This window comes from Pseudomonas putida (genome assembly GCA_029953615.1).
In the GTDB taxonomy this organism is placed as follows: Bacteria; Pseudomonadota; Gammaproteobacteria; order Pseudomonadales; family Pseudomonadaceae; genus Aquipseudomonas.
In genome coordinates this window covers 868,488-884,134 of sequence record CP124529.1, presented here as the reverse complement: position 1 = coordinate 884,134, position 15,647 = coordinate 868,488, and the positions used below count along the sequence as shown (strand labels likewise).

At 62.9% G+C, this 15,647-nt stretch carries 12 protein-coding genes and 1 pseudogene; 11 read left to right on the top strand and 2 right to left on the bottom strand.

Translation table 11 applies throughout. The features are described from left to right. Positions 1 to 17 precede the first annotated feature (17 nt). Positions 18 to 1,022, bottom strand: coding sequence for a GTP 3',8-cyclase MoaA (gene moaA / locus QIY50_04030; protein ID WGV21433.1), 1,005 nt, complete (start codon positions 1,020 to 1,022; stop codon positions 18 to 20). A 214-nt stretch (positions 1,023 to 1,236) separates the two neighbouring features. On the opposite strand from moaA, the pseudogene QIY50_04025 reads away from it, so the two are divergent. Further along, a pseudogene (locus QIY50_04025) lies at positions 1,237 to 3,568 on the top strand (FdhF/YdeP family oxidoreductase). Between the two features lie 128 nt (positions 3,569 to 3,696). Here QIY50_04025 and QIY50_04020 read toward each other — a convergent pair. Beyond that, entirely contained in the window at positions 3,697 to 4,158 is a 462-nt protein-coding gene (locus QIY50_04020; GenBank protein WGV21432.1) for an Lrp/AsnC family transcriptional regulator, read from the bottom strand. 92 nt (positions 4,159 to 4,250) lie between these two features. On the opposite strand from QIY50_04020, the gene QIY50_04015 reads away from it, so the two are divergent. The 10 genes from QIY50_04015 to QIY50_03970 all read left to right on the top strand — a co-directional run bounded on the left by QIY50_04015 (position 4,251) and on the right by QIY50_03970 (position 15,632). Further along, entirely contained in the window at positions 4,251 to 5,432 is a 1,182-nt protein-coding gene (locus tag QIY50_04015) for an aminotransferase class I/II-fold pyridoxal phosphate-dependent enzyme (protein ID WGV22999.1), read from the top strand. Positions 5,433 to 6,226: 794 nt separating this feature from the next. Beyond that, positions 6,227 to 7,033, top strand: a complete 807-nt coding sequence (locus QIY50_04010) for a ThiF family adenylyltransferase (GenBank protein ID WGV21431.1) — start codon at positions 6,227 to 6,229, stop codon at positions 7,031 to 7,033. After that, the gene (locus QIY50_04005) at positions 7,030 to 8,295 is read left to right on the top strand and encodes a beta-eliminating lyase-related protein (GenBank protein ID WGV21430.1); all 1,266 of its coding nucleotides are present in this window, start codon (positions 7,030 to 7,032) and stop codon (positions 8,293 to 8,295) included. Before QIY50_04010 ends, QIY50_04005 begins: the two co-directional genes overlap by 4 nt. Then, positions 8,292 to 9,131, top strand: coding sequence for an outer membrane lipoprotein-sorting protein (locus tag QIY50_04000; protein WGV21429.1), 840 nt, complete (start codon positions 8,292 to 8,294; stop codon positions 9,129 to 9,131). Before QIY50_04005 ends, QIY50_04000 begins: the two co-directional genes overlap by 4 nt. Beyond that, positions 9,132 to 10,460, top strand: a complete 1,329-nt coding sequence (locus QIY50_03995; protein WGV21428.1) for a hypothetical protein — start codon at positions 9,132 to 9,134, stop codon at positions 10,458 to 10,460. Between the two features lie 136 nt (positions 10,461 to 10,596). Continuing rightward, entirely contained in the window at positions 10,597 to 11,373 is a 777-nt protein-coding gene (locus QIY50_03990; GenBank protein ID WGV21427.1) for a hypothetical protein, read from the top strand. A gap of 53 nt (positions 11,374 to 11,426) precedes the next feature. Continuing rightward, positions 11,427 to 12,536, top strand: a complete 1,110-nt coding sequence (locus QIY50_03985; GenBank protein WGV21426.1) for a hypothetical protein — start codon at positions 11,427 to 11,429, stop codon at positions 12,534 to 12,536. A gap of 73 nt (positions 12,537 to 12,609) precedes the next feature. Next, positions 12,610 to 13,449 (top strand): dienelactone hydrolase family protein, encoded by an 840-nt coding sequence (locus QIY50_03980; GenBank protein ID WGV21425.1) that lies wholly within the window; start codon positions 12,610 to 12,612, stop codon positions 13,447 to 13,449. Further along, positions 13,437 to 14,360: a bile acid:sodium symporter family protein gene (locus QIY50_03975; protein WGV21424.1), complete on the top strand. Its 924-nt coding sequence runs from the start codon at positions 13,437 to 13,439 to the stop codon at positions 14,358 to 14,360. Before QIY50_03980 ends, QIY50_03975 begins: the two co-directional genes overlap by 13 nt. A 6-nt stretch (positions 14,361 to 14,366) precedes the next feature. Then, positions 14,367 to 15,632: a cation:proton antiporter gene (locus tag QIY50_03970; GenBank protein ID WGV21423.1), complete on the top strand. Its 1,266-nt coding sequence runs from the start codon at positions 14,367 to 14,369 to the stop codon at positions 15,630 to 15,632. The last annotated feature ends 15 nt before the right edge of the window (positions 15,633 to 15,647 follow it).

Below are 15,647 nucleotides of genomic sequence, written 5' to 3'. Positions count from 1 at the left end.
AATCCAGGGGCGGCTGCCTAGCCGCCGGTCATGTTCATGAAACGCAGGATCTGCACGTCGCCCCCGACTTCGAAATGATGGCGATAGGGCTTGAGGTGCAATGAATCACGAATGGCCTTTTCCAGGCGCCCGGGGTTGCCGGGGTGGGCGCGCAGCACCTGCTTCAGGTCCACCGAGTGCTCATTGCCCAGGCACAGCAGCAGGCGGCCTTCGACGGTGAGGCGCACGCGGTTGCAGGTGGCGCAGAAGTTGTGGCTGTGTGGCGAAATGAAGCCGACCCGAGTGTTGGCGGCTTCGGCCAGGCGCCAGTAACGGGCCGGGCCATGTGACGACTCGGTCGACTCGACCAGGGTGAACTGCTCGGCCAGTAGCGCACGTACTTCATCGCTGGAGCAGAACGACTCGCCGCGTTCATGTTCGCTGATCACGCCCAAGGGCATTTCTTCGATGAAGGTGATGTCCAGTTCGCGGTCGATGGCAAAGCGTACCAGGTCGACCAGTTCATGATCGTTGCGGCCCTTGAGGACCACGCAGTTGAGCTTGGTGCGCTTGAAGCCGGCCTGGCGGGCGGCGTCGATGCCGGCGATCACCTGGTGCAGGTCGCCGGTGCGGGTCAGTTGCTTGAAGCGGTCGGCGTCCAGGCTGTCGAGGCTGATGTTCAGGCGCGTCACGCCAGCGTCGAACAGCGGCTGGGCCAGGCGCCCGAGTTGCGAGCCATTGCTGGTCAGGCACAATTCACGCAGGCCGGGCAGGGCGGCGATGCGCCCGCACAGGTCGACGATGCCCTGGCGCACCAGCGGCTCGCCGCCGGTCAGGCGGATCTTGCGGGTGCCGAGGGCGACGAAGCGCTCGGCCACCTGGAACAGTTCTTCGAGGCTGAGGATTTGCTGGCGCGGCAGGAACTGCATGTCTTCGGCCATGCAGTACACGCAGCGGAAGTCGCAGCGGTCGGTGACCGACATCCGCAGGTAGTCGATTTTCCGGTTGAAGCCGTCGATCAGGGCCCGGCTGTTCTGTTCCACGTTCGCGCTCGAATGGGTTGGGACTGCACTCCAAGCTATAACCTGGGGGCAAGGCCGTCAAATTGCTTTGCCCGACCATTTGATCGACCGTTTCTATCATCACCCCCGATGCATGATCGAAACCGCCTATCACCCCGTAAGATCTTTCGATTGGACGGCTCTACCCCGCGCTCCATAGGCTGAAAAAAAGCATCGAAGCGTGAGGATTCATCGCATGAGCCAGGACCAACATATCAGGGACTACAAGGGCGCCGCCGCCGGCTGGGGGGCGCTCAAGAGCGTGACCAAGAGCTGGCTGGGCAGCGACAATGCCTTCAAGAACCTGCGGGCCATGCTCAAGACCAACCAGAACGGCGGCTTCGACTGCCCCGGCTGCGCCTGGGGCGAGTCGCCGGAAAACGACATGGTCAAGTTCTGCGAAAACGGCGCCAAAGCGGTCAACTGGGAGGCCACCGGCCGCTCGGTAGACCCGGCGTTCTTCGCCAGGTACAGCGTCAGTGCGCTGGCCGGACAGACCGACTACTGGCTGGAGTACCAGGGCCGCCTGACCCACCCGATGCGCTACGACGCGGCCACCGACCACTATGTCGAAACCAGCTGGGAAGAAGCCTTTGCGCTGATAGCCCAGCACTTGCGCGCACTCGATTCGCCCGACCAGGCCGAGTTCTACACCTCGGGCCGGGCCAGCAACGAGGCGGCGTTCCTCTACCAGCTGTTCGTCCGCGCCTACGGCACCAACAACTTCCCCGACTGCTCGAACATGTGCCACGAGGCCAGCGGCGTGGGCATGTCGGAAACCCTCGGCGTGGGCAAGGGCACCGTGGTGTTCCATGACCTGGAGCTGGCCGACGCCATCTTCGTCATCGGCCAGAACCCTGGCACCAACCACCCGCGCATGCTCGAACCGCTGCGTGAAGCGGTGAAGCGTGGTGCCCAGGTGGTCTGCTTCAACCCGCTCAAAGAGCGCGGCCTGGAGCGCTTCCAGCACCCGCAGCACCCGTTCGAGATGCTCAGCAATGGCTCCGAGCCAACCAACACGGCCTACTTCCGACCGGCCCTGGGCGGTGACATGGCAGTGATGCGCGGCATTGCCAAGTACCTGCTGCAGTGGGAGCGCGAGGCCCAGGCCAACGGCGAGCCGGCAGTATTCGACCATGCCTTCATCGCCGAGCACACCAGTGGCATCGACGCCTACCTGGAAGCCGTGGATGCCACGCCCTGGGCGCACATCGTCGAGCAATCGGGCCTGACCCAGGCCGAGATCGAACTGGCCGCGCGCATGTACCGCAAGGCCGAACGGGTAATCATGTGCTGGGCCATGGGCGTAACCCAGCACCGTCATTCGGTGCCGACCGTTCAGGAAATCGTCAACCTGCAGCTGCTGCGCGGTAATGTTGGCAAGCCCGGCGCCGGTCTGTCACCTGTGCGTGGCCACAGCAACGTGCAGGGCGACCGCACCATGGGCATCGACGAGAAGCCCGGGGCGGCGCTGCTCGATGCCATCGAAAAACGCTTCCGCTTCCGTGTGCCGCGTGCCCACGGGCACAACGCGGTGCTGGCGATCAAGGCCATGGAAGAGGGGCGGGCCAAGGTGTTCATCGGCCTGGGTGGGCAACTTTGCCCAGGCCACGCCGGATACGCCGCGCACCCATGCCGCCATGCGCAATTGCGCGCTGACCGTGCAGATTTCCACCAAGCTCAACCGCTCGCACCTGGTCACCGGCCGCGATGCGTTGATCCTGCCATGCCTGGGCCGTACCGAAATCGACATGCAGGCCAACGGGCCGCAAGGCGTGACCGTGGAGGACACCTTCAGCATGGTGCACATTTCCCACGGCCAGCTGCGCCCGCGCTCGCCGCACCTGCGCTCGGAGCCGTGGATCATCGCCGGCATGGCCCAGGCGACCCTGGGCAAGCAGCCGATCGACTGGGAATACGCTGTTGCCGACTATGGCCGCATCCGTAGCATGATTGCCGATGTGATTCCCGGCTTTACCGATTTCAACGAGCGTCTGCAGCACCCGGGCGGCTTCCACCTGGGCAACAACGCTGCCGACCGTACCTGGCGCACGGCCACTGGCAAGGCACGCTTCAGCCCGCACCTGCTGCCGGAGCAACTGGTGAATGCCAAGGTGCTGGCGCGCGGCGACAAGCCCGACCTGATCCTGCAGACCCTGCGCTCGCACGACCAGTACAACACCACCCTGTATGGCCTGGACGACCGTTATCGCGGGGTGTTCGGCCTGCGTGAAGTGGTGTTTGTCAACGAAGTCGACATTCGCCGGATGGGCTTCGAGCCGGGCGAACATGTGGACCTGGTGTCGCTGTGGGAAGATGGCGTGGAGCGGCGAGTGTCGGGGTTCCGCCTGGTGGCGTATGACGTGCCCGAGGGGCAGGCGGCGGCCTATTATCCGGAGACCAACCCGTTGGTGCCGCTGGAAAGCTATGGCGAGGGAACTTATACCCCGACTTCGAAGTTTGTGGCGATCAAGGTCGAGAAGGCCAAGGCCGGGAGCCGGATTGCGGCGGTGCTGGCCGCGGATTGACAGGTAGCCTGCAAGGGCCCTATCGCCGGCAAGCCAGCTCCCACAGGGACCGCACAGATTTCAGAACCCTGTGACGTACCTGTGGGAGCTGGCTTGCCGGCGATAGGGCCGGTACTGCCATACAGGAATCAGGAACGATGCACCGGATAAGCCGTGGTGTACTTCATCTGCTCCATGGCAAAACTGGACGTGATGTTCGACAGCCCGTCAGTACTGGTGATCAGCTTCTTGTAGAACCGGTCATACGCCGCAATATCCCCCACCACCACCCGCAGCATGTAATCCCAGTCGCCCGACATGCGGTAGAACTCCATAACCTCTTCGAACCCGGTCACGGTCGCGGCAAACTGCTCCAGCCAGGCGCTGTCGTGGCGCTGGGTCTTGAGCTGGACGAACACCGTCAGCCCCAGCCCCAGCCGTTCCGGGTCGAGCAGGGCTACGCGGCCGACAATGTAGCCGTCTTCCTCCAGGCGCCTGACCCGCTTCCAGCACGGCGTGGTAGACAGGTTGACGGCCTCGGCCAGGTCCTTGAGCGAGATCGACGCATCGCGCTGAAGCAGGGTGAGAATGTGCTGGTCGAAGCTGTCCATATTGCGCGGGGGCCGTGGCGAAAAATATTTCACAGATTACCCCAAGCCTGGAAGTTTTGGCTTGTGCGATAGTGGTGGCTTTCTCTCTGCCAATGGGCCTGACCATGTCCGACAAGCTGCGCAATTTTGCCACCCGTACCATTCACGCCGGCGAGCAGTTCAGCGTCGCCGATAACGCCATCTTCCCGGCGATCGTCACCGCCAGCTCGTTCACCAAGCGCAGCCTGGACGACAAGCCGGAGTACTCCTACAGCCGTGTCGGCAACCCCACCCGGCATGCCTACGAAACCTGTGTCGCCGCTCTGGAGGAGGGCGTTGGCGCGGTCGCTTGCGCCTCGGGCGTGAACGCCACCGCCACGGTGCTCGAGCTGCTGCCCAAGGATGCGCACGTGGTGGTGATGAACGGTGTCTACGGCGGCACCTTCCGCATCCTCGAAGACTACCGCAGCCACACCTCGGGGCTGACCACCACCTACGTCGACCTCAACGACCTCGACGCCGTGGCTGCCGCCATCCAACCAAATACCCAGCTGATCTGGATCGAGTCGCCGACCAACCCGCTGCTGCACCTGGTCGATATCAAGGCGGTGTGCGACCTGGCCAGGGCGCGGGGCATCCTCACCTGTATCGACAACACCTTCTGCTCGCCTTGGAACCAGCGCCCGATCAGCCTGGGTGTCGACCTGGTGATGCATTCGGCCAGCAAGTACATCGGCGGTCACTCCGATCTGACCGGGGGCGTGGTGGTCGCGGCCAATGAAGCGCTGCTGGCGCGCCTGCGCCGCATCAGCATGGCGATTGGTGCGGTGCAGGGGCCGTTCGACTGCTACCTGGCCTTGCGCGGCCTGAAGACCCTGGATGTGCGCATGGAGCGCCAGTGTGCCAATGCCTTGCAGGTAGCGCGCTTCCTGGAAGGCCATGCGCAGATCGAGCAGGTGTATTACCCGGGGCTGGAAAGCCACCCGCAGCATGAGCTGTGCAAACGGCAGATGCGCAGTGGCGGGGCGGTGGTGGCGATGAAGGTCAAGGGCGACCGCGCTGCACTCAACCGCCTGGTCGAGGCGCTGCAGATCTTCGTGCTGGCCGACTCGTTGGGTGGCGTGGAAAGCATGATCAACCACTCCTGGAGCATGTCGCACTGCTCGCTGAGTCCGGAGCAGAAGGGCGTGATGGGGATCAGCGAAAACCTGCTGCGCCTGTCGGTGGGGATCGAGGATCACCGCGACCTGATCGACGACCTGAATGCCGCGTTCGCGGCCATGGCCGTGGCGTAACGCCACCGCCGCTGCCAGGTACAGCCTCGACACGACCGTTGTCGAGGCTGCGCTTGCCTGGATAAACGCCCGCTACAAAAGTCGAATATTTCAGTTTTAATACGCCAGCGCAGAGATGTCGCTGCGTGTCGGAGTGCGTCGCAAATATCCCGGAAATTCAAAGCTGCAAAAATAGTTGCTTGAATAGTGTGGGTTCTGCGTTTAGTATCGTCTTCGTTATAAGTTAATGACTGTTTCTTCCGGAAAACGCCAGGCGATGTACCTGGGCGTATCGGAAGTGCACCTGCCTGTGCGCAAGCGGCTACGGCCAATGCGTGGGTATGGTTTCGTTTCTTGTTCAGTATCTTGTTGATCTATAAGAATATTATTTTCTGTCACCGAGGCTGTGATACCTGTCGTGCTGCCTGTTTCGAACCGGTTTTTCAGGGTTTTTCCAGGTCGGAATTAAACTTGCCGGTTTAACAATATAGGCGCTTGGAAAGCATGCGGGTAAACGTTCAAGTTTAATAATGGTGATAATGAACTGACAGTTTTAATAATGCCCGTTCAGCGCTCTGTTACGCGTCTTGAACTTGCATGGCGGCGGAGTTGTGTTTGGAATTTGGTTACTTAATTGACTCGTTAGTTTAATGGTGTGGGCAGCAAGGCCCCGGGTCATCGACCGGGCCGCAACAAGTTGCGTCACGCCCGTTGCGCAGGATGGCAAGGCTGGATCAGACGTCTGCGGGGGGCCGGGCAAGCGTTCGGCAACCCCGAGGCGAAGATTTACATAGGTGGAAACAAGGAGGCTCATGATGAGCAACGACAATATGCTGAACCGCTCGCTTGCACTCTTGACCGAGGCAGGCATCGACAGGCTGGCTTCCAGCTGCGTGGTCATCGCCGGCTGCGGCGGCGTGGGCGGCGCCATGGCCCTGACGCTGTGCCGCATGGGCGTACAGACGTTCAAACTGGCGGACCCGGGGGTTTTCGATCCGCCGGACATGAACCGCCAATGGGCTGCGACCGGGGCCACGCTGGGCCGCAACAAGGCGCTGGTCTATCGCGAGCTGATTCTCGACCTGAACCCGCAGGCGAAGGTCGAGATTTTCGTCGAGGGTATCACTGCCGATAACCAGGACGAGTTCCTCGGCGGCGCGGATATCCTGGTCGACTGCCTGGACGCCAACGTCACCCACGTGCTGCGCGAATCGATCCACGCCAAGGCACGCCAGCGAGGGGTGTTCAGCGTCGCGGGGCCGATCATGGGCTTCGGCTGTTTCGCCCTGTGCTCCGCGCCCGATGGGCTGGCCATGGATTACTGGACCGAGACGCTCAAGGGCGCCAAGGAGCAGGGTTCGCTACCACGGGTTTTCGACGAAATCTTCGTGCCGCAGCACATGCAGGCCATCGTCCGCAGCCTGGAAGTCGGCAAGGTACCGACGGTAGCGGTTGGCGTGCTGATCGCCACATCGTTGCTGGCGACCGAGTGCGTCAACTACCTGCTGCATGACCTGGTGCCGGGTTTCCGCGAGCCGATCGTGCTGCCGAAGGTGATGTTCTTCGACCTCAACCGCATGAATCACAAGGTGCTCGACGTCACGCAAGGGGCGCTGGCATGACGTTGCAGGCAGAAACCGCCGAAGGCCGTGCGCAGATTCTCGTCCGGCACGGCTTCAACCTCGACCTGGTACCGTCACGCCTGGTGCTGGATGACTACCAGACAGACAGCCTGATGCACCGGGCCTATCCAAGCTTCCCCGCACAGCAGGACGCTGACCGCGAGCTGGACGAGCAGTTGTCGAATGCCTTCGCCGGGCTTTTCAACCTGCCACAGGTGATTGCCGTGGCCCAGGGGCGGCTGGCCGAAGCCTTGCTGGTCAATGCCCTGGTGTCACCAGGGGACTGCGTGCTGGGCAGTGCGCCGTTCCCCACGCTCGAGGCTCACGTTCGGCTCAAGGGCGCTTCGCTGTGCAGCGTGACGACGGTCGATGGCAACGGCGCGTTCGCTGCCGACCTCGACAGTGCCGCGCTGGAGCGCGCCATCCGTCGCGTGGGGCGTCAGCGGGTGCCGTTCATTGTGCTGGAACCGTGCACCAACGCCATCGGCGGTGCGCCGATGTCGGTCGAGAACCTGCAGGCAATCAAGGCAGTGGCTGCCCGGCACGGCATTGCGCTGATCCTCGATGCGACGCGGATCATCAGCAATGCCTGCCTGGTCCGTGAACACGCCAGCGGCTGGTACGACAGTGACGAGTTGCACATCGTCAAGGCCATGTGCGAGCTGGCTGACGGTGTGTTGATGAGTGCGACCAAGGAAATGCCGACGACCATCGGCGGGTTCCTGGCGCTGCGTGAGCGTGCCTTGTTCGAGCGATGCCTCGACCAGGCGCTGATCTTCGGCAGCGGCCTGGACCTGATGGGCAAGCGCCGGCTGCTGGCGGCGATGCACGAGCCGTCCGGCCTGGTGGAACGCGTACGTGCACGCATTGATCAGGTGCGTCGTCTGCATGGCCTGGTGGGTGCCGGTCGCGGGCTGAGTGCCGGTGCGCATGGGCTGTTCCTGCATGGCAGCGCGGCGTTCGCCGGCATGGCAGCGCACCTGTGCCCGGCGCGCGCGTTCCTCAATCACCTGTATGTCAGCCACGGTGTACGCGGCGCGCTCAACCCAGGCGCTTCGAGCGAACAGGGGGATGCTCAGGTGCGCTTCGCGATTGCGGTACCCGGCAAGAGCCAGCGCGCTTTGGAGGCGGCTGCAGCCGCCATTCGCGCGGCTCTGGCAGAAACCGACCAGTTTGTCGGCCTGGAGGAGGTGTACCGCCCTAAAGGCATGGCCGGTGGCTTGCTGGCGACCTATCGACAGGCGGGAGGCATGCACGCATGAAGCGGATATTCCTGCTTGCCTGGCTGTGTTGCCCGACGCTGGCACTGGCGGAGGCCACGGCGCCGGCCGAGGAGCCCAGGGCAGTGATCGAACGCTCCGAAGGCCGCCCGATTGGCAACGACTCGGTGTCGATGCTGATGGTGACCCTGACCGACCAGGCAGGCGTGCGCCGCCAGCGTGGCCTGCTGTGGTATCACCTGGCAAGCCAGCAAGGCGATCTCGACCTGCAAAAGTTCTTCTACCCGCGCAGCATCCGCAACATCGCCACTTTCAACGAGGAAGTGCGTGATGCCGAGGACTTGCAGTATCTGTTCCTGCCGGCCGCCAGCCGGGTCAGGCGGGTTTCCTCGAAGCACCAGACCTGGGTGGGCTCGGACCTGATCTACGAGGACCTGCAGAAGCTCAACCTCGAAGACTGGACCTACCGCTACGTGGAGCAGGCCAGCGAGGACGGCTTTGCCGTGCATGTCATCGACTGCGTGGCCAAGCCTTCGTCGAACTCCGCTTATGCCAAGCGCCGCTATTACATTCGTGCGGATGGCAGCTATTTCCCCAGCCGGATCGACTTCTTCGACAGCGTGGGCACGTTGATCAAGCAAGTCCGGCGCAGCGATGTCCGGGCTTACGGCGATGCGCTTTACGAGCGCCTGGTCCAGGTGAAGGATTTTCGCAATGGCCACCAGACCGAACTGGAGCGACGTTGGGTCCAGGTGAATGTCGGGCTGCCCGCTGCACTGGTATCGGTGCGGCAGATGGAGAAAGGCATCGAGCACTTTGCCTACCCGGCAGAGATCCAGCGGGTGGTCGATGAGGCAACCAACGGGATGGTGGAGTGAATGGGCGGTTACCTCCATGGGCTGGCCGCTGCCCTGCTGATGGCCACTGGGCCGCTTGCGAGCAGCCAGGCATGGGCAGGCCCGCACGGGCAGAGCACGGTCACCGGCTTTGTCGATGTGCGTTCGGCCGCCGGGCTTGGCAGCGGTGGTGAAGTGGGCTCCAGCGCGTTGAAGTCCAACCTGGACAGCGGCCAGCGCGGGCGTGCCCGGGTGGAACTGGACCATCAGGGCGATGGCCTGCGCACGGTGCTGTCGGCGGATATGGAACTGGAGCACAAGGACATGCGCGGCACGGCTGACGAGAACGAAAGCCAGGTCCGGCTCTGGGAGGCATTCGTGGAATGGGATGGCGAGAGCACCAACTGGCGTATCGGTCGCCAGGTGATCCAGTGGGGTGTGGCCGATGAAGTCAGCGTGATCGACAGCTTCACCCCGCAGGATTTTCGCAGTTTCCTGGTGCATACCCGGTTTGAGCGCAAGTGGCCGGTGACGGCGGTGAGTGGCCGCTACTTCCTCGACGATGGCGGTTTCGTGGAGATGGTCTGGCAGCCGCAGTTCCGCCAGGACCTGCTGGCGCAGCCAGGGGAAGAGTGGAGCTTGTTCGTCGAGAACAACTATGTGCGTGGCCTGGGCCTGCGCGAGCGGTCCACCGCCATCGAGTCGGGCGGGCTGGGTGAAAGCGTGTTCGCGCTGCGCCGGGTGTTGCGTGGTGACAATTACGACCTGTCGTTCAACTACGCCTATCACTTCGAGCAGCTGGCGGCGTTTCGTGCCGATATCCAGGGGTTCGACCCGGGGGGCAAGGCAATCGGCACGGTGCAGCCGTACCACGCCCGCCAGCACACCAGCTCGATCGCGTTCGAATCGGGGCGCGACGGCATCGGCCTGCGTGGGGAACTGGCCTACGTGACCGACGCCGGTTACGTCTCCTACGACCTCAGCGTACCCGGCCTGGTGGAACGCCGGGACACGCTCAGGGGCGTGGCGGGCATGGATTACACCTTCGCTTCGCGTACCTACGTCAACCTGCAGTACACCCTGGATTACATCCGCAACCACAACGGCCAGATGCAACCGGACAAATACCGGCCGAGCGTGACCTGGCGGGTCAATGTTCCCTTGAAAGGGGAGGATGTCTGGCTGGAGTTCCAGGGGCGCGAGTTCATGAACATGACTGACCGTTTCATGCGCTTGCAAGTGCGTTGGCGGGTGACCGACGACTGGGAGCTGCGGGCCGGCGGCATGCACTTTGCCGGGCATGACGAAGGCATATTCGGTGAGTTTCGAGATAACGACCAACTGTATGCGGGGGTTCATTACTACTTCTGATCAAACAACGTGCGGTACATCGATTGGCGGTAAAGGTTAACGCTGGACAAGAACCGACAAGTTGGTGCTTGCACCCGCGTGCAGCCGAAATCTGGATATATAAGGTTTTAATTGATCCTACAAAGGAGCGTGAAAAATGAATGTTGAATTGACCCCGGAAATGATCAACGAGTACCAGACACGTATGGCCGTGGCGCGGGAAAGGTTTGCTAGCCGTGAAGATGTACAGGCCTTGTTCAACGCGCCGATGGAGCCTCGGTTGCTGAACCTCTTCATGATCTACTGGAGCGCCATGAGTGCCGCGCTGACAACGCCTATCCCCGAGTATCTGGCCACCGCCGGCATGCGCTGCGAGGCGTTGGGCCTGCATGACCTGGCCGAGTTTTTCAAGGAACACACCGAAGAAGAAGATGGCCATCACGAATGGGCGGCTGCGGATGTGCGCAAACTGGTCGACCTGTGGAACTTGAACAACCCGGGTATGCCGTTCAATGCCGACGATTTGCTGGTTTCCAACTTGACGCCGTCGGTGCGCCGTTATCACCAGTTGCACAAGGATGTTGTAGCGGGCGATGCGCCATGGGCGGAACTTGCAATCGATGTCGAGATTGAATTGATCACCACGCAATATGGCCCACCGCTGATGAAAGCCTGCAGCGCGGCATTGTGCGAGCGTGGCCAGCAAAGCATTTCGTTCCTGGCCGAACATGTCCGCTTCGACTTTGGCCATACCGATATCAACTTCCGCGTCGTTGCCAATTTGATCAAGGCCAAGCCCGAGTTCACCGACCACCTGGTTGCCATTGGCGAGCGGGCACTGACCGCTTATGGCGATTTCCTCGGTGAGGCCTTGCAACTGGCCCGGCAGGCCTACGCCCGCCTGCAGCACAGCCGGGCGACGGTCGGCGCGTGATCTGACACGGACTGTTATTCGAATACGACAAGGATAGAAAGGAGCTGGTCGGTATGTTCAAGAAAGTGTGCGTCACCTGCTTGCTGACCGATGCCGTCGAAGGGGTGGCACTCGACTCTGACGGTATCTGCAACCTGTGCCGCGTAGCACAGGGAGGTGGCAATGAGCGCCAGGAGGCGCGGCGCATGCAGTTTCAGCACGATCTGGAGTCGACGCTACGCGCCGCCAAGGGCAGTGGCAGGCAGTACGACTGCATCGTTTCCTTCAGCGGCGGCAAGGACAGTTGCTACCTCTTGCATCGGCTGGTGAAGGATTACGGGCTGAAAGTGCTGGCGTATACCAGCGACTACGACATACCGCCCAGAACCTGGGACAACATTCGCCGCACCATCAAGGCCCTGGGGGTAGACCATCACGTGCACCGCCCGGTGCAGAGTGTCTACCGCCGCTTCATCCGCCACCTGCTGATGAATCAAGGCCCCAAGGGGGCGGTGCACACCGTTTGCTATTTCTGGCTGGATATTCGTGAGGGCGACCTGTTGCGGTTTGCCCTCGAGAAAGACATCCCGCTGATTTTCACCGGCTATTCGCCTGGCCAGCCGGAGCCCGAACGCATGCTCTACGAAATGGCCCCGGAACGTATTGCCCAGGATTGGACGCCGCATGAATTGTTCGCCAACGGGGTGTTCGAGGAGCACGAGCGGGCGCTGTTCTGGAACCCGCAGCAATACCCTGGGCAGGTCAGGCTGCCGCGCATTCTGGCCCCGTTTCATGCCTGGGACTACGACCAGGCAGGTGTCACCAGGGCGGTCATCGAACTGGGGCTGGTCCAGGACAAGGTGCACGCCAACCCGGTACTGAGCAACTTCACCTTGAACTGGCTGCTGATGTATTCGGACCTCAAGCACCTTGGTTACAACCCGTACAAACCGGAGTTCGCCAAGCTGGTGCGCGAAGGCAAGGCGGGGCGTACCCGCTGGCGGATCATTTTCGCGCTGATGGACTTCATGGTGCGCCGGCGGATTTTCATGGGCCGGCATATCGACCGTTCGCTGCGCGAACTGGGCTTGCGTCTTGAAGACTTGCGCATGGCGCCAGTGCAGCAGGCGCCGCGCGACCGGGGCCAGCCACACAAGGCCGGCCGGGCCCACGATTTCGCCTGACCGCTGGCGGTGCCGGCCATGAGCGAAATCGGCAGCGCCGCCCTTCCCAATGTTTCAACCAAGGATGGTATCGATGAGCGATACAGCATTCTCCAGCGGACTGTTCGCAGGTTTCACGGACTTCCGCTTCTCTCATGAAGGCGTGTCGCGCCAGGTCTTTCGCCTGGGCGAAGGGCCGGCCGTGTTGTTGATGCATGAGGTCCCCGGGTTGCATGAGGGGGTGGTGCGCCTGGCCCGTCGGCTGGCAGACGCCGGCCTGAGCGTCTGGCTGCCGGTGTTGTTCGGTGAGCCCGGGGTGCGGGTTTCGGCGTTATCCGTGGCCAGCTGCATGGGCAAGGTGTGCATCTCGCGGGAGTTCAAGGTGCTGGCCAGCCGGCGCCGCAGCCCGATCACCGACTGGCTGCGAGCGTTGGCCCGTTGCGCCCACGAGGCCTGTGCCGGGCCCGGCGTAGGCGTGATCGGGATGTGCCTGACCGGTGGTTTCGGCCTGGCCATGATGGCGGATGCCGCGGTGATTGCCCCGGTGCTCGCCAACCCGTCGCTGCCGTTTGCCCTGTCTGCTGGCAAAGCAGGGGCACTGGGCCTAGAGCACGCGGTACTGGAAACCATCAGCCGGCGCGCCAGCGAGCAGGACATCACGGTGCTGGGGCTGCGCTTCACGGGCGACCCAGCAGTGCCGAACGCGCGCTTCGAAAGCCTGAAACAGGCCTTCGGCGAGCGCTTCGTGGCATGCGAAATCGACTCCAGTGCGCGCAACCCGCACGGGATCGGCCGCTGGGCCCATTCGGTGCTGGGGGTGAGCTACGTCGACCACCCAAGCCATCCCACTTACCAGGCCCAGGAACAGGTCGTGGCCTTTCTCCAGGCTCGACTCGCCGCGAACACTTCAGAGGCATGCACATGGAAACCATAGAACTGGCCAGGACCCTGGCGCCGGTCATCCTGTTCGTGATGATGATCGGGATGGGGCTGGGCCTTGAGGTCGCGGATTTTGCCAACCTGCTCCGAGCGCCTGCGGGTGTGGTGATCGGTACCCTGGGCCAGGTGGTGGTGTTGCCGTTGGTGGGCGTGTGGGTCACCTGGCTGTTCGCGCTGGACGGCGCCTTGGCACTAGGCGTGATCATTCTGGCGCTGTGCCCCGGCGGCGTGGCCTCCAACACCATCACTTACCTGGTCAAGGGCGATGTGGCGCTGTCGATCTCGCTTACCGTGATTTCCAGCTGCGTGGCGTTTGTCAGCGTGCCGTTGCTGGCCTCGCTGGCCCTGGCGCACTTCGGCCTGTTCAGTCACGAGGTGCGCCTGCCGATGGGCGAAACGGTATGGCGGCTGTTTCTGCTCACCTTGCTGCCGCTGGCCCTGGGCATGCTGATCGCCCGTCAATGGCCGAACGCCAGCGTTCGGCTGCAGAAGCCGCTGCGCCTGCTCGGCTTCGCCTTCCTGATGCTGATGATCCTGACCGTGGTGGTCCGGGAGTACGCGCTGCTCGAAGACTACGCCTCGCGCCTGGGGGCCAGCCTGCTGGTTCTGTTCAGCGCGACCATGGGCCTGGCCTGGCTGGTGGCGTGGCTGGCCGGGCTGGGCCGCGAGCAGCGGCGCTCGATCACTGTCGAGATCGGCATCCAGAACAGCGCGCTGGCGATGGTCATCGCCAGCCTGATTGGCAGTGTCGACATGGCCATCGCCGCGATCATCTACAGCGTCATGGTCTGCCTGATCGCGCTGCTGGGCGTTTCTGCGCATGCCTGGTTTACCAGGCAAAGCCGCGTAACGGACCCGCGGCGGGCTTATGGGCAGCACGCATGCAACCCGCTAGCCAAGGACTGAATGGCCATGAACACAGCAAGCATTTTCCTGCAGTTACTGGTGATCCTCGGGATCTCCCATTGCCTGGGCCGCATCAGCTACTGGCTGGGGCAACCCGCCGTCATCGGCTACCTGCTGACCGGCGTGGTTGTCGGGCCCATGGTCCTCGGTGCATTCGACCCGGGTCTGAGCAGCGCACTGTTCGCCAACCTTTCGGGGTTGATGGTGCTGGGCAAAATCGGCCTGATCTTCATCATGTTCGGCCTTGGCCTGGAAGCCGGGGCGACAGAACCTGGCCCAGCGCAAGCCAAGGCAGGCAAGGCCTTGCCGATTGCCCTGTGCGGCTTCATTGGCGCGGGCCTGGCGGGCATGCTGCTCGGGCATGTCAGCCATGGTGTGTTTTCAGGGCATGTCGAGCGGCTGCCGTACATGCTGTTTTTCGGCGTCGTCATGGGCGCCACGGCGGTTCCGGTGCTGGCCGGGATCCTCGCTGATCCGCGGTTCCCGCATCGTTCATTGTCGCCGTTGGTGATGAATGCCGCGGTGATCACCGACATCCTCGCCTGGTTCGCTTTATCGCTGGTGCTGGTGGTGCTGTCGAGCAAAGGCACGTCGGGCATTTTCTATTCCGCCATCACCCTGGTGGTGCTGGTGGCGGTCGCCGAACTGGTGGTCAGCCGCCGCCTGGTAGGGGCGGCGGGGGCAGCTGCGGGTTGCGACCCGTCCAGGCCCTTGATCGCTGCCTTGATCGTGCTGTTCGCCTTCTGCGTCATCACCGACCTGGCCAACGCCCACGTCACCATCGGCGCATTCGTCGCCGGTATTGCCTTCCGCAAGCACAAGGGCCTGCGCGAGTTCTGGGAAAAAGGCCCACAACCGCTGGTGAACCTGTTCTTCGCGCCGCTGTTCTTTGGCACGGCCGCGATGAACGTGCAGATCGATGCCGCCAGCTGGCCGGGGCTGCTGGCCTGGGGCGGGTTGTTTTTCCTGGTGGGGGCGGTGGGCAAGGCTGGGAGTTCGTACCTGGCTGCGCGCTTCACCGGGTTGGACCGGCCCGACGCATTCGTGCTCGCCACCCTGATGCACACCAAAGGCGTGATGGAAATCATCTTGCTCACCGTAGGCCTGGAAATCGGCGTCATCACGCCAGACCTCTACGCGATTCTCATGGTGGTCGCACTGCTGGCGACGGTGATCACCCTGCCAGTGGTGCGGCGGGTCACGCCTCGTCGCCAGGCCCCGGCAGCGCAACCCCAGGTGTTGTTTGGCCAGGGAGAAAAACGCGCTGGGTGATGAGCAAGGGTTCAG